This is a genomic window from Nonomuraea sp. NPDC004186, from assembly GCF_053603495.1.
In genome coordinates, this window is record NZ_JBSGFQ010000035.1 from 80,034 (window position 1) to 97,874 (window position 17,841).

Genomic DNA, 17,841 nt, shown 5'->3' on the forward strand with positions numbered 1-17,841 from the left:
CCCTACTGCGTGGAACTCTGACACAGCGGTCCCGCATGGGGCGCTCACATTTCCGCCCTTCCCGCCCACCCCGGAGTGAGGTCAGGTGCGCAAGAAGGCGTGGGTGCGGCCCAGCTCCTCGAAGCCGAGCTCGGCGTAGAAGTCCTTCGGCCAGTCGGCCGCGTCGGCCGCCAGGAAGATCAGCTCGGCCTCCGCCGCCTTGGCGAGCAGCGCGGTCATGAGGGCGCGCGCGTGCCCCTTGCCCCGATGATCCGCGCCGGTGAAGACGCTCTCGATCTGGGCCACGCCGCCGTGCTCGTACAGGTCGGCCCTGGCGGCGATCTCCCCGTCCGGGGCGCGTACCCCCCAGAAGCTCACCGCGTCGGCGCCGCGCAGCCGGCCCTCCACCCGCAGGGCGAGCCTGTCGATCACCTCGTCCGGCGCCTGCGGCAGCGTGTGGCGCCAGTCGCGCCGCAGCACCGGCAGCAGCTCGGCCAGGGAGATCCGCTCGGCCACCCCGGAGCCGGGCGGGGTCGGGCCGCGGAAGGCCATGATCAGGTTCGTCTCGTGCTCGTAGCCGGCGGCGAGGAACGCGGGCGCGAGCGCCGTACCGAGCCGGTCGTCGTCCACGCACACCAGCCGGTGCTCCCGCTCCGCGAGCACCTCGTCGGCCGCCCGCAGCAGCCGCTCCGCCGCCTCCCGGGCCTCCTCCGGCGTCTCCGGGACCGGCCCGGGGCCGACGATGAGCTTGTTGTCGTCGTGGGAGCCGGGATAGCGCCCGTCGATCACCGCGAACCCGCCCGGGACGGTCACCTCCCGCGGCGCCCTGCGGCGCGCGAAGGCGTGCTGGAAGCCCACCGCGCGAGCCAGGTCCGCGGCGCCGGTGTCCAGGGCCGCGTCCGGGGCCGCGGCCAGGGCCGCGGCGGGTTCAGCCGGCACGCCGCGCCGCCTCGAGGAACGCCCGGATGAGCGCCGAGTCCTTCACCCCGGGCGAGGTCTCCACGCCGCTGGACACGTCGACGCCCCACGGGGCGGCCGCCGCGATCGCCTCCGCCACGTTCGACGGGGCGAGCCCGCCGGCCAGCAGCCACTGCCCCGACGCGCGGCCGCGGACGGCCGCCCAGTCCCACGCCTGCCCGGACCCGGCGTGCGGCGCGTCCACGAGGAGCAGGTCCTCGTCGTAGGCCCCGCAGCGCAGGTCGGCCTCCGCGTCGACGGCCCTGATCAGCCGGAGGCCGAGGTCCTTGAGCGCGGTGAAGTCGCCGTGCGGGTGCCTGCCGTGCAGCTGGATGGCCCGTACGCCGGACGCCAGCGCCGCCGCGCGCACCGTGTCAGGGTCCTCGCCGCGGAACACCCCCACGGTCAGCACCTGGGCGGGCACCAGCGCGGCCAGCTCCGCGGCCCGCTCGGGCGCGATCCTGCGCGGGCTCCGGGTCATGACGAACCCGATCGCGTCCGCGCCCGCCTCGACGGCGGTGGTCACATGCTCGGGCTCGCTCAACCCGCAGATCTTCACATACACCACACCCCCGACCCTAGCGGCGGCGGGGGCCACCGGTGACCATGCCCACGCCGGTCCACCCGGAGAATGAGCGGCCGTCCCCCGTCCGGCGGACGAGCGGGGCGGGTTAATGGGTGGGGTCAGGGGCGGGGTCAGGGGCGGGGCAGGCGTACCGGGCGGAAGGAGGCGTCCACGAGGCCGGTGCGGTGGGCCACGACGGCGGCCTGGATGCGGTTGCGCAGCCCCAGCTTCTCCATGGCCGCCGCGATGTGGGTCTTGACCGTCGTCACGCCCACGTGCAGCTCCTCCGCGATCTCCGCGTTGGACAGCCCGGTGCCGACCAGGGCGAGCACCTCCAGCTCGCGTTCGGTCAGCCCTGCGGGCGGGGGCGCGGCGGCCTGCTCCTCGGCGTCCAGGAACCGCTCCACGACCCGGCGCAGCACCGACGGCGCCAGGAGCTGCTCCCCCGCCGCCGCCCGGCGCACGGCGTCCACCATGCGCTCCGGTTCGTCGTCCTTGACCAGGAATCCGACCGCGCCGGCCCGCAGCGCCGCGTACACGTTGGCGTCCTCCGCGAACGTCGTCAGCACCACGATCCGGGCGCCCGGCCGGGCGGCGAGCACGCGTTTGATCGCCTCCAGCCCGTCGACCCTGGGCATGCGCAGGTCCATGAGGATCACGTCGGGCAGGTGGCGCTCGGCCAGGCGGACCGCCTCGGCCCCGTCCACGGCCTCCCCCACGACCTCCATGTCGCCCGTGGCCTGCAGCAGCATCCGCACGCCCGCCCGTACGAGCGCCTGGTCGTCGGCCACCAGCACGCGGATCATGCGACGCTCCTGGCCGGGAGGCTGGCGGCCAGGAGCCAGCCGCCCTCTCCGTCGGGCCCGGCGGAGAGGGTGCCGCCGAGGGTGCGGACGCGTTCGCGCATGCCGGCCAGGCCGCGCCCGGACGAGGGCAGGCGCTCGACGACGGTGGGCGGGCGGCCGTTGCGGATCCGTACGGACAGGCCCTCCGCCGAGGGGGTGACGCTGACCCGGACCTCGGTGCCGGGGCCGGCGTGTTTGAGCACGTTCGTGAGTCCTTCCTGGACGATGCGGGCGGCGGAGGCCCTGGCGATGAGGGGCGCCCGGTCGGTGGCGGGGTCGAGTTCGAGGTCGACGACGAGCCCGGCGGCGGCCATGCGTTCGGCGGACTCGCGGACCACGTCGGCGGGGTTGGCCAGCAGGTCGGGCTGGCGTTCGGGGTCGCGCAGCAGGTCGAGCAGGTCGCGCAGGTCCTGCAGCACCTGGTGTCCCGTCTCGCGGATGTCGGTGAGCGCGTCGGCGACGGGGCCGTCGGGGGCGGTGTAGCGGGCGGCGCTGGCCCGCAGGACCATGGCGCCCACGTGGTGGGCCACGATGTCGTGCACGTCGCGGGCGATGCGCTCGCGTTCGGCGAGCTGGTCGGCGCGCACCTGGGCGACGGCCGCGCGGGCCGCCTCCTCGGCGCGCAGCCGCTCGGCGGCCGCCGCGGCCTGCCGCATGCCGAGGTAGCGGCCGATGGCGATCGGCGTGGCCACCAGCGTCATGAGGATGCCGACGCGGAACGGCGTGGTCTGGGTCTCCTGGCCGACGACGGCGATCGCGGTCAGCATGCAGCCGGCGGCGTAGGCGATGATCGTCCACGCCCAGGAGGTCACCCGCATCGCGAACACGCCGATCGCGATGAGCGTGAGGATCACGCAGGTGTTGACGACCTGGTTCAGATAGGTGTCGGCGGAGACGAGCAGCGCGCCCTGCAGCAGGAGCACCACCCCGGGCAGCCGCCGGGCGATGCCCAGCGACAGGCCGCCGACCACGGCGAGCAGGCCGACCACCCAGACGGGCTGGGTGCCCGCGTGCCAGGAGGTCCAGGTGCTGAGCACGGTGATCGCCACCCCGCCCGCCGCCAGCAGCGCGTCGGGGGTGACGTCCCGCTCCTCCAGCGGCCCCGCCGAGCCGCGCAGGTACGCCCCGAGCACGGCCGGGAAGACCGCCAGGAAGACCGAGTACACCCAGGTGTTCATGACGACCGGGATGCCGGGGTCGACGATGTTCAACGCGGTCGCGACCATCGCGGCGGCCACGGCGAGCACGGTGCCCCGCCAGCCGGAGCGGTATCCCACGACTCCGAGCGCCACGCAGACCAGGATCTGCGCCGTGTTGGACGTGAACGACCCGAGCTGGTCGGTCACCACCAGGAGCCCGGCCAGGTAGAGCGCGACGGGCACCGGCCGGCGCCGGACGAGCCCCATGGGCAGTCCCACCAGCAGCGCCATCGGGATGTTCATCTCGGCGGGCAGGTATCTGGTGTCGCCCGCGTGCGCCGTCGTCAACAGGTCCAGGCCCACACCTGAGACCGCGAGCAGGACATCCAGCGGCAAACCACGCCAACGCATGGACTCACGGTATCCGTGGAGCTTGTCGGCGGGGGTCCTCCTTGCGGAGGACCCCGTCTCCTCCAAGTGGCCGGAGGTCCGCCCGGAGGGCGGAGCGTCCACCCGCGATCTTGCCTTAGGTTCGGGGCATGCCCAATGACTCCGCACTTTTTCTCGGCCAGTTCTTCCGGGCGCCGACCACGATCGGGGCGGTCGCCCCCAGTTCGCGGTGGCTGGCCTCGGCTGTCTGCGCCCCGATCCCCGAGCGCGGCGAACCGACGGTGGTCGAGCTCGGCCCGGGCACGGGCCCGTTCACGGCGGAGATCCAGCAGCGGCTGGGCGGGCGTGGCCACCACCTGGCCGTGGAGGTCAACGAGCCCATGGCGCGGCTCCTGGCGGCCCGGTTCCCGGCCGTCGACGTGGTGAACGCCGATGCGGCGCGGCTGGGCGAGTTGCTGGCCGAGCGCGGGTTGCAGCAGGCGGACGTGGTGGTGAGCGGGTTGCCGTGGGCGGCGTTCCCGCAGGAGTTGCAGCACGCGCTGCTGAGTGCGGTGACGTCGGTGATGAGCCCCGGTGCGGCGTTCACGACGTTCTCCTACATTCACGCCATCCCGCTGAGCTCGGCGCGCCGGTTCCGGGCGCTGCTGGCCGAGCGGTTCGAGGAGGTCGTGCCGGGGCGTACGGTGTGGCGCAACACGCCGCCCGCCTTCGTCTTCCACGCGCGCCGCCCCCGCTCATAGGACGGGCACGTAAATCTCCGGCAAAGCTTCGGCGGAGGCGGCCGTGGTGCGCGCAGGCCGGGGTGAGTCTCTGCCTCGTCCCCGGAGCAACGTTCTCGGCCTCGGTGAACAAGCCCTCGGCATCCGCGCGGCGACCAGGCCGTCCCCGTCCACCCCCCGCTACCCGGACGCGGGGGAAGCACACCCGCGGATCAGCCGAACGACGGCGGCCGCTTCTCCCGCACCGCGCGCACGCCCTCGACCACGTCAGGGCCGGTGAAACCGAGGAACTCCATGGCCAGCGAGGCGTCGAACGAGGGCCCGGCCAGGCGCAGCCAGTTGTTGAGCGAGTATTTGGTCAGCCTGATCGCCTCCTGAGAGCCGGAGGCGAGCCTGACCGCGATCTCCATGGCCTTGTCGTGCACCTGGTCGTCGTCCACGCACAGGCTGACCAGCCCCATCCGCTCGGCCTGCTCGCCCGTGACGGGCTCGCACAGCAGCAGGTGGTATTTCGCCTTGGCCAGGCCGCACAGTAGCGGCCACACGATGGCCGCGTGGTCGCCGGCCGCGACGCCGAGCCTGGTGTGCCCGTCGATGATCCGCGCCGTACGGCCGGCGACGGAGATGTCGGCCAGCAGGGCCACGGCGAGCCCCGCGCCGACCGCCGGCCCCTGGATCGCCGAGACGATCGGCTTGGAGCAGTTGAGGACGTTGTAGACGATGTCGCGGGCCTCGGCGAACACGCGCAGCCTGGTCGCGTGGTCGCGGGTCATCTCCTCGATCATGGACAGGTCGCCGCCCGCGGAGAACGCCTCACCCTCTCCCCTGACGACGACGGCCCTGACGCTGTCGTCCCGGTCGGCGTCGCGCCAGATCTCGCCCAGCTCGCGGTGGGCGGTCGCGTCCACGGCGTTGAGCCGGCCCGGCTCGCTGATCGTGACCCGCAGGACGCCGTCGGCCGGAGTGTCGATCTTGAGCTTGTCGTACGTCACCATGACCCCCGCAGCCGCTCCGCGACGTACTCGCGGGCCTCGACCGCCTGGTCGAACAGGCCCGGCAGGCCGAAGAAGCCGTGCACGGCGCCGTCCCATCTGCGGCTCTGCGCCGGCACGCCCGACTCCGCCAGGCGCCGGGCGTAGTGCTCGCCCTCGTCTCTCAGCACGTCGTACTCGGCCGTCACCACGGTCGCGGGCGCCAGGCCGGCGACGTCGGGCAGCCGCAGCGGCGACAGCCGCGGGCCGGCGAGGTCGGCGTCACCGGCGTACTGCCTGGCGTACCACGCCAGCTCGGCGGCGCCGAGCGCGTAACCCTTGGCGTATTCGGCGTGGCTGGGCGTGTCCATGGCCAGGTCGAGCACCGGGCAGACGAGCGCCTGGTGCGTGAGGCCCAGCCCGGCGTCGCGGGCCTGCCAGGCGGCGACGGCGGCCAGGTTGCCGCCCGCGCCCTCGCCGACGACCGCGACGCCGCCGTTGCCCTGGTAGAAGGCCGGCCGGGCGAACAGGTCGCGCACGACGGTCCACGCGTCGTCGGCGGCGGCCGGGAACGGGTGCTCGGGCGCGAGCCGGTAGTCCACCGACACCACCACCGCGCCTGTGCGGATCGCCAGGTCGCGGCAGAGCCGGTCGCTCCGTTTGACGCCGCCGTAGACCCAGCCGCCGCCGTGGAAGAAGACCGCGACGGGCAGCGCGCCGTCGCCGGGGTCGGCGCGGTAGATCCTGATGGGCACGCCCTCGGCCTGCTCGTCACGGACGAAGGGGAGCTTGGTGAGCGGGCCGCGGTGGATCGCCACCCGGTCGGGCTGCGCGCGCGTCTCCTGGATCTCTTCCGGGCCGAACGCGTCGTAGTCGGTGCCCGCGTCCGGCACGTAACGGGCGAGATAATCCCGCGCCTGAGGGTGCAGCGGCATGATCGCAGCCTATCGGGCCGCCTCGATGAACGCATCGAAGATCCGCGCATCTCCGTCACTCTCCGGATGCCATTGGACACCCACACCGAACCGGTGCCCCTGCAACTCGATCCCCTCCACGATCTGGTCCTCGGCCCAGGCCACGGCCAGCAGGCCGGTGCCGAGGCGGCGTACGGACTGGTGGTGGGGGGCGCTGACCTCGACCCGGTCGCCCACAGCCTTGCCGAGCTTGCTGGAGACGCTGACCTGGATCGTGTGGGTCGCGCCCGGCTCGCCGTGGCGGTCGCTGTCGAGCACCTCGGGCAGCCAGGGGATCAGCGTGCCGCCCTGGGCGACGTTGAGCACGTGCATGCCCCTGGCGATGGCCAGGATCGGCAGGTCGGCGCGGACGGCGGCCCTGGCCAGGGCCAGCTCGAACCGGTCGCGGTGCTGCTGCGGCTCGGCCACCCGCTCGTCGGGCTCGCCGCCGTAGTTGCCCGCGCCGAGCTCCACACCGTCGGCCAGGACGATGCCCTGCAGGCCGCTGATGTAGTCCTCGATGGCGGGGGTGCCGATCGGCGGGAGCATCACGGGAGCGCCCCCGGCCCGCCCGACCGCCCTGGCGTAGGAGGGGGGCGACAGTACGGCCTCGCGTACGTAGTCGCTCCAGCGGGCGGCTTCGAAGTAGGCGGTGATACCGATGAGCGGTCGGGACATGCGATCTCCAGGGGGCAAGGTGGAGTCCGTGCCGCCATCAGCCTGTCAAGATGACGGCCGCATGCCCCATCATGGCGCAAGGTCTTTCCGATATGTCAGGTCTCCCAAAGATCTACCACGTCTGTCCCCACCCTGACGCCACGCCCCCTCCGCCGACATGACGCGACGGGCCGGGGCGGGCGCGGCGTGGTACGCCTTCGGGCCTCCCCACTCAAGCACCCACCTCGCCTCCAGCCGCCCTACACCGGCGGTCCTGGCGGCTCTCCCGCGCACGCGGGTGCGGCCGCGGGGCGCTGGGTTGCGGGCCGGTGTGCGAGGCCCGGCGGAGGCAGGCCAGGGCGCGGGGAGGTGGGGGCGCCCAGGTGCCGGAGTAGCGCGCGTGGGTGGGGCCCAGGCGGGGCGCTGAGGGGCCGAGGGTGGCGTGCGCGGGTTGGCCTGGGGCGGGGGTCCGGGCCCGGGCTGGTGCGGGGCGCCCAGGGGCCGGAACGGCGCGTGAGTGGCCCGGGGTGGGGGTCGGGCCAGGGCGGGTGCGGGTGAGGAGTGGGGTGTTGAGGTGCACGGGTGGCGGACGTGGGTGAGTCCGGGGTGGGCGTGGGGTTGGGGTGGGTGGGGTGGTGGGTTACGTGAGGGTGGGGGTTACGTAGATCTCGGCGCCCGGGGGGAGGGCGCAGTCGAGGTAGCCGAGTCCGTGGGCGTTCTCGCCGCACACGATCATGTTGATGTGCCGGCGGATCCGCCCGTACTCGTCGCGTAGCCGCTCCTCCAGCAGCGGATGCGTACGCCGGAGCATGTCGAGGGCCGCTCCCAGGGTGGGCGGCGAGTCGCGGTCGGCGGCCACGGCGAAGACCTTGACCTCCGAGCGCCCGCTCACCCAGCGCCGCAGCATGCCCGGGAGCACGAAGACGACCATCGTGACCATCGGCTAGAGCACCGCCGCCCGCACAGTGAGCACGTCGGGCAGGTGGCGGACGACCGGTGACCAGGTCTCGCCGCCGTCGCGCGAGCCGTGGACCTCGCCGTCGCGCGTGCCGAAGAACACCCCCGCCTCCGAGGCCGTCATCGCGTCACGCAGCACGGCCGCGTGCACGGGGCCCTCGGGCAGGCCCGAGGCGAACGGCTGCCATGTCGCGCCCGCGTCGTCGCTGCGGAAGACGCGGTAGCGGTGGCCGACCGGGGTGCGGTCGATGTCGGCCGTCAGGGGCAGCACGAAGACCGTGTCGGGCCGGGACGGGTGGACCGCGATCGGGAAGCCGAAGTCGGACGGCAGGCCGGCGCCGATGTCGTGCCAGGCCTCGCCGAAGTCGTCGCTGCGGTATACGCCGAAGTGGTGCTGGAGGTAGAGCCGCTCGGGCCGGGAGGGGTGCATGGCGACCTTGTGCACGCACTGCCCGAACTCCGGATATTGCGCCCCCTCGGGCAGGAACGCGGCCCGGATGTTGCGGTTGGCGGCCTCCCACGACAGCCCGCCGTCGAAGGAGCGGTAGAAGCCGCCGGTGGAGATCGCGACGCCGATGATCCGCGGGTCGGTCGGGTGCGGGACGATGGTGTGCAGGCACAGGCCGCCGCCGCCCGGCTGCCACTGCGGCCGGTGCGGGTGCTCCCACAGGCCCTCGACCAGCTGGTACGTGACGCCGCCGTCCTCCGAGCGGAACAGCGCGCCCTGCTCGACCCCGGCCCACACCACCCCCGGCTCGGACGGCGAGGGCGCGAGCTGCCACACCCTGGTCAGGGTCGCCTCGGTCTTCTCCGGGAAGGCGATGGGCGGCTGCTCCGCCTCCTTCCACGTCTTCCCGAGGTCATCCGAATACATGACGGACGGACCGAAATGACCGTATTCGATCCCGGCCAGGAGCCGGGGTGAGGGGCCTCTCGTGTCGATCGCCACCGAGTGCACCCCGACCGTCGAGAACTGGATCGGCTCGACGTCGAACGGACCGCCGCCGGTGGAGCGGGCGAGGAAGAGGCCCTTGCGGGTGCCGATCGCGAGCAGTGTGTCACTCATGGCGTGCTCCCTTGTTGGTCTGCGGCCATCGTGCCACGCAGGGCCGACAGTCTCAGAGGACTGGGAGTTTTCGGCCCGCGAAGCCGCATTACCTGGGGGGTAATCGTGACGCTTCCCTCCAGCGGCTACTGTGCCGGGCATGGGAGCAGTAGCCGTAAAAGAAGAGACATTTGGTGAGTTGTTGCGTTCGTGGCGGCAGCGGCGGCGGGTGAGCCAGCTGGACCTGGCCATCGAGGCCGACGTTTCGGCCCGCCACATCAGTTTTCTGGAGACCGGGCGCGCCCGGCCGAGCCGCGAGATGGTGATGAAGCTGGCCGAGGAGCTGGATGTGCCGCTGCGGCAGCGCAACAGGCTGCTGATGTCCGCCGGGTTCGCTCCGGTCTATCCGGAACGCGAGGTCCGCGCTCCGGAGATGGAGGTCGTACGGCAGGCGCTGGACAAGATCCTGGCGGGGCACGAGCCGTACCCGGCGGTCGTGGTGGACGCGGCCTGGAACCTGGTGGCGGCCAACTCGGCGGCCGCGATGTTCATGGACGGGGTGCCCGCCGAGCTGCTGAAGGAGCCGATCAACGTGATGCGGCTCTCGCTGCACCCCGACGCGATGGGCGGCCGGCTGCTGAACCTGGCCGAGGTCCGGGCGCACCTGCTCTACCAGCTGCGCAGGCAGGCCGAGGGGTCGGGCGACGCGCGGCTGGCCGCGCTGCACGACGAGCTGGCCTCGTACGAGTATCCGGGGGTGGACCTGAACGTGGCGCACGTGCCGGGCCCCGCCGACATCCTGGTGCCGCTGCGGATCGCGGCCGGTGGCCGGGTGCTGTCGATGTTCACGACGATCGCGACGTTCGGGACGCCGGTGGACGTGACGGTCGCCGAGCTGGCCATCGAGACGTTCTGGCCGAACGACGAGGAGACCGCCGCCGCGTTCCACCAGGGCCTGCGGGGTTAGCGGGCGGGCCCCCTCCTCGCCTCCGGGGTCAGCCGGAGGGCCAGGCGGACTGGGCGCCTCAGCGGGCGGGGGCGGGCGGGCCGGGCAGTTCCTCGCCGGCCGCGATCGGCGCCTCGATGGCGAGCGTGGGGCGGCCTCCGCCGGTGATCGGCAGCCCGCCCGTGACGGTGTAGGTACGCATGTCGAACGCCCCGCCCGCCGGCGCCGCCGCGGCGGTGAAGGCCACGTGGGCGTTGCCGCCGGGGACGACCGAGGTGGAGATGTAGTCGCCCGCCATGCGGCCGTGCGCGGAGTCGGCTAGCCAGTCGAGCTCCATCGGCCCGTGCAGCTGTGCGGGGGCCGACCAGCTCGCCCCGCCGTTGGCGGAGGAGGTGTAGCCGACCGTGAGGCGGCAGGTGGCGGCCGTGCAGGCGGCGGACGGGTAGCGGTAGTAGGCGAGCGCCAGCCTGGCCGTCTCGCCCGCGCCGGCGGGGTCGACGCCGAGGCCGGGGATGAAGTGGTCGCCGCCGTCGTCCGTGACGCGCAGGATGTGACTCCACTCCGCGCCCGTGGCCGAGGTGCTCACGACGATGTCGTTGCCGCCGCAGCTGAGCTGGAAGCGGCAGTCGGACCAGGCGACGTACACGGTGCCGGCGGCGTCCACCTCGGCCGAGGGCAGGGGCGCGGCCCGCAGCCCGCCCGCGACCTTGTGCCGCTGCACGGTGGCGACGAGCACGCTGCGGCCCCAGCTCTCGCCGCCGTCGCGGGAGCGCAGGGAGCGGATCTGGCCCTCGTCGCTCAGGTACGGGACGACGAGAGCGCCGTTCGGCCGCACGACCGGCTGCCCGCCCAGCCCGGTCGCGGACGTGCCGGTCTCGGCCCAGGTCAGGCCGCCGTCGGAGGAGCGGGCCACCTTGATCGCGTTGCCCGCGGCGACGTCGTCGTAGACTGCGTAACAGCGCCCGTAGTACGGGCTGCGGGCGCCGTTGTCGCAGGCGACCCAGCTCTTGTCCAGGTCGCCCCCGCCCGCGACGGCGGTCGTGACGGGATCGCTCCAGGTCAGGCCGCCGTCGGCGGAGCGGCTGGTGAGCACCGCCGCCCCGGTGACCCCGTCCTGGTCGGTGAGCGCCAGCGAGGAGATCAGCCAGACGCCGTGCCGGGCGTCGTAGGCCACCGACGGGTCGCTGGCCCGCCCGTACACACCGCCGCCGGACGTGGTGATCCCCGGCAGCACGCCCCTGGTCCAGGTGGCGCCGTTGTCGGCCGAGGTCGCGTACGCGATGCCGGACGCCCCGCCGTCGAAGAACCTGCCGATCTGCTGGGCGGTCACGATCGTCGTGCCCGCCTGGAAGGTGTCGGGCCCGGCCTGAGTGCCCGCCTGAAACGTGTCGGGCCCCGCCTGCGGGGCGGTCCCCAGCTCCGTCAGCGGGAGGGCCTCCGACGACGCCAGGGCGGGCAGCGGGATCAGGAGGAGCACCAGGGTCAGCAGCCCGCCGATTCCTCGGCGCCGGGCGGGGGATGGCACAGTCCACCTCCACGTTGGCGTGTCATCCTCCACCTCGCACCTTTCGACCCGAAGTGTCAAGATCTGTCAGCGTTCGGCCTGGACGATGTCCCGGTGAATGCGTGACAGAGGCACGCCGTCGATCTGGAGGCGGCGTACGGTCTCGTTGACCATGCCGGGCGGGCCGCACACGTACACGTCGTGCTCGGCCCAGGAGTGGAAGCGCTGCACGACCTCGGGCAGGTGGCCGCGCATCCCGCCGTACCCCGGCTGGCCGGACACCACGGGCAGCACCCGCAGCCAGGGGAACGACGACTCCATCCTGATCAGGTCGGGCAGGTCGTAGAGCTCCTCGACCGTGCGCGCGCCGTACAGCAGGTGGATGTTGGGCCGGCGGCCGGAGGCGATGATGTGCTCGATGATCGCCTTCAGCGGGGCCAGGCCGGTGCCGCCCGCCACGCACAAGACGTCGCGCAGGCTGCTCTCGCACGGCCCCATCGTGCCCATCGGCGGGCCCAGCAGCAGCGTGTCGCCGATGCGGGTGTGCCTGATGAGCGTGCTGGACACCCAGCCGCCGGGGACCGAGCGGACGTGCAGCCTGAGCGTGTTGTCGGCGCGCGGCGCGTTCGCGATGGAGTACGTGCGCCAGACCCTCGGCCAGCGCGGGGTCTGCACGTTGAGGTACTGGCCCGGCGTGTACGGCAGCCGCTCGGCCGGCCGCAGCGTGAGGACCGCGATGTCGGGGTGGCGCCGCTCATGGTCGATCACCTCCGCCGGCCACCAGGCGGGCGAGACCCCGGAGTCGGACGCGGCCGACTCGATCATGAGCTTGGCGGCCGCCGTGTAGGCGGCGACCCAGGCGGCCTCGATCTCGTGGTTCCAGATCTCGGCGGCGAAGCGGCGGATGGTGGCGAGCAGGGCGTTGCCGACGGCCGTGTAGTGCTCGGCGATCACGCCGTACTTGCGGTGGTCCCTCCCCAGCTGGCCCAGGTACGTCGCGAGGCTGCCCGGGCTGTCCAGGCTCCACACGATGCGGGTCAACGCGCTGAACAGGCGGTCCCGCTGGACGTCCATGGCGGGCGGGAACATGCCCCGCAGATGCGGGCTCTCGGCGAACAGCCGGCCGTAGAAGTAGGCCGTCGCCTTGTCGGCCACCGGTTCGATGACGGAGAAACTCTCTTTTACCAGGCGCGGATTCAACGACATTTACCAACCCCACCTATGGACCGGAATCGGGTTCCGGTCGTGTCGTTCACCTCCCTGACGGCTCCGGGTCTTGAGCGCGCGGCCCCTCCCCGGTACAACCGATGCGCTCAAAATTGAGTGTTACACCACTGATGACGCGTCACAACCGTTTCTCCTCAATACGGTGCGAAGCCAACCATCTGTAGTTACCTCGTTATGTCTCGCATACGAATTTCGGACGGAAAATGCGAGGAAAAATCGTATTTGCCGGTGGGGTTGGCGCTGGGAGTCATTCCCGTCCCAGCGCGAGGGGCGTACCATCCGGCCATGGCAGCCCTCCATCCCAGGCGCGTGGCCTGGGAAGGCGCCCGGATCTTCGTCTCCGCCGCGAACACGGACGCCTACTGGTGGCTCAGCGACACGGTCGGCCACCGCCTGGGGCCCATGTACCAGTCGCAGTTGTGCGAGACGCGGAGGCGGCTGCAGGCGCAGGCGGACGCGATCCACGCGGAGGCGGGCGCGTGGCGGGCCCGCCTGGACGAACTCCTCGACACCCACCCCGCGACCGCGTCGATCCTCACTCAGATGATCAGCGAGACCACGTCCCGCCTGCCCTGAGGCGAGGTCAGGGGCAGACCCGCCCGTTGGCCTCGAAGGCCGCGTGGGTCAGAGGCATGAGCTCCGCCCACAAGGCCTCCATCTTCTCGGCGACCATCTCGATCTCACGCTGCGGGAACGACGGGAACGTGGAGTCCTCGCGCTTGACCCGCAGCGACAGGAAGTTCATCAGGGCGCGGGCGTTGCAGGTGGCGTACATCGAGGAGTAGAGGCCCACCGGCAGCACCGTACGGGCCACCTCGCGCGCCACCCCCGCCTCGAGCATTTCCAGATAGGCCCGATAGGACTGCCGGTAGCTCTCCTGGGTCGCCTCGGTCACCAGCTTGTGCTGCTCGGCGGTGCCGTCCAGGAACACGTACTTGCCGGGCTTTCCTTCCTGCACCAGCTTCCGCTCGGGCCCGGGCACATAGAAAACCGGCGTCAACTTCCGATACCTGCCGGACTCCTCGTTATAGGAAAAGGTCCGGTGCCTCATGAATTCCCGGAAAACGAAGATCGGCGCACTGACGTAGAAGGTCATGGAAGAGTGCTCGAACGGCGTGCCGTGCCGGTCGCGCATCAGGTAGTTGATGAGGCCCTTGGAACGCTGGGGATCGGCCTCGATCTCCTCCAGCGAGCTCTCACCCTTCGTGGAGACGCGCGCGGCCCACAGCACGTCGGCGTCCGACGCGGCGGCCTTGACCAGCTCCACGTCCACGTCGCTGCGGAACGTGATCTCGGCCTCGGGTTCGACAGTGCCCACGAAGAGCCCCCCTGCTCAGGTCGGGTGTTGTGACGGCCCCCAGCAAACCAGGTCGAGGCCGCCCGGCGCGAGTCGGCCCCCCGGGACTCACAGGCGGTAGACGCGGCGGGCGTTCCCCGAGCCGATCATGTGGGCGATCCGGGCGGCGTCCGCGGCGCTCCACTCCCCCGCCGCCAGCCGCGACCCGAGCGCCGCGCCGAGCGCCTGCCGGTAGTAGAGCGCGCCCAGGTAGCAGGTCTCGGCCACCCCGTGGCAGCCGGAGCTGAACAGCAGTTTATGGAACGGCGCCAGCTCCAGCAGCTCGTCCACGGCCCTGGCCGAGGCGGCGGCGGTGTGCGGGAGCGCGAGGCCGACGTCCACGTAGACGTGCGGGTGGACGCCGGCGAGGTAGGCGGCCTGGCGGTGGAACGGGTAGCAGTGCAGCAGGATGAGCGGCACTCCGACCGGCTGCAGCATCCTGGCGAACGCGCCCAGCCGGCCCGGGTCGGTGCGGTGCAGGTCGGGCCCCGAGCCGCCGAAACCGGTGTGGAACTGCACGGGCAGCCCTCTTTCCCTGGCCACGTCGACCGCGCTCCAGAGCAGGTGGCGCAGCAGGACCTCGTCCGTCAGCGGCTGCTTCGGGTCCGACAGCCGCCGGTTGGCCGCCGCGATCACCGCTCCCCTGGTGGGCCTGGCCGGGTCGAAGTCGAGGCCGTACAGCGACGCGACGACGGTCTTCAGCCCGACCGCCCGGGCGGCCCTGGCGGTCAGCTCCTCGCCGACGCCGTCGAGGTAGTCCACGGCCAGCGGGGCCTCCTCGGCCACGTCCCGCTCGATCTGCTCGATCCGTACGAGCTCGTCGGCGGCGGCCCCGCCGTGGCGGCCCATTTCGGTGGCCGTCAGCAGGTCGACGTCCCCCGGGCCAATGTCAGCGGGCGCGGTGTCCACCAGGAACGCCACCACCCCGGCCCCGGCCAGCAGCCGCCGGTTGACCTCGGCCGCGCCCAGCTCCTCCCGGCGCGAGACGTAGACGGCCGGCGGGGCGTGCGGCTCCAGGTCGAGCAGCGGCGCGCACCAGCGGCGCACGGCCATCCCGAGCGGCGCGTCGAAGTGGGTGGTGCCGGGCGGCGCCGGGCTGCCGCCCTCGTTGATGAGCAGTTCGAACTCGGCTCTGCTCAGATCGTCCCGCCGCACCCCGTGACAGTGGTGGTCGACGAGCGGGGCCAGCAGCGCGTCACGCACCGTGCCGGGCAGGTCTACGGGGAGCATGCGGAGACTCTAGGGGAGCCCCGCACGCTCCCGCGGCGGTTTTACCGTAGTTATCTGCGGGACAGACGCAGCACGTTCGCGATGACCTTCGCGCCCGCGCCGCCCTCCTGCGTGAGGATCGACTCGGGGTGGAACTGCACGGCGAAGCGCCGCCGCTCGACGTCCTCGATCGCCATGACGTTGCCGTCGGGCGTGAGCGCGGTCGCGGCGAAGCCGACGACGCCGGGCTGCTTGGCGTGCAGCGAGTGGTAGCGGGCCGCGGTGAACTCGTCGGGCAGCCCCTCCAGCAGCGCGCTGTCGGCGATCCGCGAGACCTGGCCGCGCTTGCCGTGCTCGGGGTAACCGAGCAGCTCCAGCGTGCCCCCGGCCTGCTCGACCATGGCCTGCAGGCCCAGGCAGACGCCGAAGACCGGCAGGTCGCGGGCGTAGATCTGGTCGATCAGCGCCGACATGCCGAAGTCGGACGGCCAGCCGGGCCCCGGCGAGAGCACCACCAGGTCGGGCGCGATCTCGTCGATCATGTGGGCCGGGAAGCCGTGGCGCAGCGTCACCACGTCGGCCCCTTCCTGGCGGAAGTAGTCGGCCAGCGTGTTGACGAAGGAGTCCTCGTGGTCGACGAGCAGCACCTTCATGCCCTGGCCCGGTTGCGGCCTGGGCTCGGGGACCGGGACGGTGCCCGGCCGGTTCACCGCGGCCAGGGCGCCGAGCAGGGCGCTGGCCTTGAGCTCGGTCTCGCGCTCCTCCGCTTCGGGGTCGGAGTCGAACAGCAGCGTCGCCCCGGCCCTGACCGTCGCCACGCCGTTCTTGATCTGGGCGGTACGCAGGGTCAGGCCGGTGTTCATGGAGCCGTCGAAGCCGATGAAGCCGATGGCGCCGCCGTACCACCTGCGGGTCGTGGCCTCGTGGTCCTCGATGAACTGCATGGCCCACGTCTTGGGCGCGCCGGTGACCGTCACGGCCCACATGTGGGTGAGGAACGCGTCGAGCGCGTCGAACTCCGGCCGCAGCCGCCCCTCGATGTGGTCGACCGTGTGGATCAGGCGGGAGTAGAGCTCGATCTGGCGGCGCCCGATGACCTTGACCGTGCCGGGGACGCAGATGCGCGACTTGTCGTTGCGGTCGACGTCGGTGCACATGGTCAGCTCCGACTCCTCCTTGACGCTGGACAGGAGGGTGCGGATGGCCTCGGCGTCCTCGACCGGGTTGCTGCCGCGGGCGATGGTGCCGGAGATGGGGCAGGTCTCGACGCGGTCGCCGCTGACCCGGACGTACATCTCGGGCGAGGCGCCGACCAGGTGCTCGCCCTCGCCGAGGCTGATGATGAACTCGTACGGCGCCGGGTTGCTCTGCCGCAGGCCGCGGTAGAAGGCCGACGGGTCGGCGCAGACGGAGTGGAAGACCTGCCCGGGCACGACCTCGAACAGGTCGCCGCGCTTGAACCTCTCCTTCGCGGCCGCCACGACCTTGGCGTACGTGCCCTTCTCCGGGTTCTCGGGCAGCTCGCCGGGGGTGACGGGCTCGGCGGTGGCGCCGGTGCGCTCCAGGCCGCGGGTGGTGGCGCCGTCGACGGTGAACTCGTAGCGGAATTCGACGCTGGACTCGCGCTGCCGGTCGATCACGATGATGCGGTCGGGCAGGTGGAGGACGAGGTCTCGCTGGTCGTCGGGGCGGACGAGCTCCTGCCTGATGGGCTCGAACTGGAAGGCCAGGTCGTAGCCGAACGCGCCGTACAGGCCGAGGTGCGGGTCGTCGCCCTTGAAGGCGGCGATGACCTCGCGGATCGCGGTGAACACCGTGGGCCGGCGGCTGCGCATCTCCTCCGGCAGCAGGTCCTCCGACTCGGGGACGTACACCTCGACGCGGTCCGGCGTCGGCTCGGCGACCGGCTTCCCGGCGGCCAGCAGGCAGGAGGCGACGGCGGGCAGCACGACCCTGCCGCGCTCGTTCAGCGCGGTCGCCGAGATGACGCGGCCCTTGGCGACCAGCTCCAGGCACGGGTCGACGTAGCCGAAGGCCCATCGGCTGTAACGGCCCGGGTAGTCCATGCCCGAGGAGAACGCGCCGCCGCGCCTGTGCCCGAGCGAGGTCACGATCTCTTCGAGTGCGGCCTCGTCCACCTCACGCGCCTCGCGCTCGACACCGATGCCCCCGGCGGTGGTATATCCGCTCGTCTCCACTTCCTGCCCCTTTACCACGTCAAATGATCGAGCCCCGGGGGCGGACACGCGAAAGGCCGCCATCCGGGGCGGCCGTCCGTTGAGGAATGCGAAACACGCGCCGCCTAGGAGCGGCGCCACCACTGGAGCTGAGCGTGACTTCGCATGCGAACAGGTTAACCGGCGGACCATGATCGCGCAACGCCGACCCGCCCCCCTGCCGGCGTACGGCGCGCCGGCCCCCTCGCGCCCGGTGAGCGGCCGA

At 72.4% G+C, this 17,841-nt stretch carries 17 protein-coding genes; 3 read left to right on the forward strand and 14 right to left on the reverse strand.

Going from position 1 to position 17,841, the window contains the following annotated elements; genetic code table 11:
- Nucleotides 1–81: 81 nt before the first annotated feature.
- The 4 genes from ACWEPL_RS27305 to ACWEPL_RS27320 all read right to left on the reverse strand — a co-directional run bounded on the left by ACWEPL_RS27305 (nucleotide 82) and on the right by ACWEPL_RS27320 (nucleotide 3,896).
- Nucleotides 82–918, reverse strand: coding sequence for a GNAT family N-acetyltransferase (locus tag ACWEPL_RS27305; protein ID WP_452437830.1), 837 nt, complete (start codon nucleotides 916–918; stop codon nucleotides 82–84).
- Complete coding sequence (locus ACWEPL_RS27310; protein ID WP_452437831.1) at nucleotides 908–1,504, reverse strand: phosphoribosylanthranilate isomerase; 597 nt, start codon at nucleotides 1,502–1,504, stop codon at nucleotides 908–910. The genes ACWEPL_RS27305 and ACWEPL_RS27310 overlap by 11 nt, the downstream gene beginning before the upstream one ends.
- A gap of 128 nt (nucleotides 1,505–1,632) precedes the next feature.
- On the reverse strand, nucleotides 1,633–2,307 hold the full coding sequence (locus ACWEPL_RS27315; RefSeq protein WP_192783287.1) for a response regulator: 675 nt from the start codon (nucleotides 2,305–2,307) through the stop codon (nucleotides 1,633–1,635).
- Nucleotides 2,304–3,896 (reverse strand): sensor histidine kinase, encoded by a 1,593-nt coding sequence (locus tag ACWEPL_RS27320; RefSeq protein ID WP_350734663.1) that lies wholly within the window; start codon nucleotides 3,894–3,896, stop codon nucleotides 2,304–2,306. The genes ACWEPL_RS27315 and ACWEPL_RS27320 overlap by 4 nt, the downstream gene beginning before the upstream one ends.
- A gap of 128 nt (nucleotides 3,897–4,024) precedes the next feature.
- On the opposite strand from ACWEPL_RS27320, the gene ACWEPL_RS27325 reads away from it, so the two are divergent.
- Nucleotides 4,025–4,615: a class I SAM-dependent methyltransferase gene (locus ACWEPL_RS27325; protein ID WP_363968740.1), complete on the forward strand. Its 591-nt coding sequence runs from the start codon at nucleotides 4,025–4,027 to the stop codon at nucleotides 4,613–4,615.
- Between the two features lie 191 nt (nucleotides 4,616–4,806).
- Here the strand turns inward: ACWEPL_RS27325 and ACWEPL_RS27330 are convergent, their stop codons facing one another.
- The 5 genes from ACWEPL_RS27330 to ACWEPL_RS27350 all read right to left on the reverse strand — a co-directional run bounded on the left by ACWEPL_RS27330 (nucleotide 4,807) and on the right by ACWEPL_RS27350 (nucleotide 9,198).
- The gene (locus ACWEPL_RS27330) at nucleotides 4,807–5,589 is read right to left on the reverse strand and encodes an enoyl-CoA hydratase/isomerase family protein (protein ID WP_350734667.1); all 783 of its coding nucleotides are present in this window, start codon (nucleotides 5,587–5,589) and stop codon (nucleotides 4,807–4,809) included.
- The gene (locus ACWEPL_RS27335; protein WP_452437832.1) at nucleotides 5,583–6,500 is read right to left on the reverse strand and encodes an alpha/beta hydrolase; all 918 of its coding nucleotides are present in this window, start codon (nucleotides 6,498–6,500) and stop codon (nucleotides 5,583–5,585) included. The genes ACWEPL_RS27330 and ACWEPL_RS27335 overlap by 7 nt, the downstream gene beginning before the upstream one ends.
- A 9-nt stretch (nucleotides 6,501–6,509) precedes the next feature.
- Nucleotides 6,510–7,196 carry a gamma-glutamyl-gamma-aminobutyrate hydrolase family protein gene (locus tag ACWEPL_RS27340; RefSeq protein ID WP_363968746.1) on the reverse strand — a complete coding sequence of 229 codons (687 nt, stop codon included), beginning with the start codon at nucleotides 7,194–7,196 and terminating at the stop codon, nucleotides 6,510–6,512.
- Nucleotides 7,197–7,815: 619 nt separating this feature from the next.
- On the reverse strand, nucleotides 7,816–8,115 hold the full coding sequence (locus tag ACWEPL_RS27345) for a ubiquitin family protein (RefSeq protein WP_192783282.1): 300 nt from the start codon (nucleotides 8,113–8,115) through the stop codon (nucleotides 7,816–7,818).
- A 3-nt stretch (nucleotides 8,116–8,118) separates the two neighbouring features.
- Complete coding sequence (locus tag ACWEPL_RS27350; RefSeq protein WP_452437833.1) at nucleotides 8,119–9,198, reverse strand: WD40/YVTN/BNR-like repeat-containing protein; 1,080 nt, start codon at nucleotides 9,196–9,198, stop codon at nucleotides 8,119–8,121.
- Nucleotides 9,199–9,379: 181 nt separating this feature from the next.
- On the opposite strand from ACWEPL_RS27350, the gene ACWEPL_RS27355 reads away from it, so the two are divergent.
- On the forward strand, nucleotides 9,380–10,144 hold the full coding sequence (locus ACWEPL_RS27355) for a helix-turn-helix domain-containing protein (RefSeq protein ID WP_452437834.1): 765 nt from the start codon (nucleotides 9,380–9,382) through the stop codon (nucleotides 10,142–10,144).
- Nucleotides 10,145–10,202: 58 nt separating this feature from the next.
- On the opposite strand, the gene ACWEPL_RS27360 is transcribed toward ACWEPL_RS27355, so the two are convergent.
- Complete coding sequence (locus ACWEPL_RS27360) at nucleotides 10,203–11,648, reverse strand: sialidase family protein (protein WP_452437835.1); 1,446 nt, start codon at nucleotides 11,646–11,648, stop codon at nucleotides 10,203–10,205.
- Between the two features lie 66 nt (nucleotides 11,649–11,714).
- Nucleotides 11,715–12,782, reverse strand: coding sequence for a globin domain-containing protein (locus ACWEPL_RS27365; protein WP_452437836.1), 1,068 nt, complete (start codon nucleotides 12,780–12,782; stop codon nucleotides 11,715–11,717).
- Nucleotides 12,783–13,139: 357 nt separating this feature from the next.
- Between ACWEPL_RS27365 and ACWEPL_RS27370 the strand changes: the two genes are divergently transcribed.
- On the forward strand, nucleotides 13,140–13,430 hold the full coding sequence (locus ACWEPL_RS27370; protein ID WP_363968756.1) for a hypothetical protein: 291 nt from the start codon (nucleotides 13,140–13,142) through the stop codon (nucleotides 13,428–13,430).
- Nucleotides 13,431–13,437: 7 nt separating this feature from the next.
- On the opposite strand, the gene thyX is transcribed toward ACWEPL_RS27370, so the two are convergent.
- The 3 genes from thyX to ACWEPL_RS27385 all read right to left on the reverse strand — a co-directional run bounded on the left by thyX (nucleotide 13,438) and on the right by ACWEPL_RS27385 (nucleotide 17,597).
- On the reverse strand, nucleotides 13,438–14,172 hold the full coding sequence (gene thyX, locus ACWEPL_RS27375; protein ID WP_350734682.1) for an FAD-dependent thymidylate synthase: 735 nt from the start codon (nucleotides 14,170–14,172) through the stop codon (nucleotides 13,438–13,440).
- Nucleotides 14,173–14,259: 87 nt separating this feature from the next.
- Entirely contained in the window at nucleotides 14,260–15,420 is a 1,161-nt protein-coding gene (locus ACWEPL_RS27380) for an amidohydrolase family protein (RefSeq protein WP_452437837.1), read from the reverse strand.
- 50 nt (nucleotides 15,421–15,470) lie between these two features.
- The gene (locus ACWEPL_RS27385) at nucleotides 15,471–17,597 is read right to left on the reverse strand and encodes an anthranilate synthase component I (RefSeq protein WP_363968762.1); all 2,127 of its coding nucleotides are present in this window, start codon (nucleotides 17,595–17,597) and stop codon (nucleotides 15,471–15,473) included.
- Nucleotides 17,598–17,841: the final 244 nt, after the last annotated feature.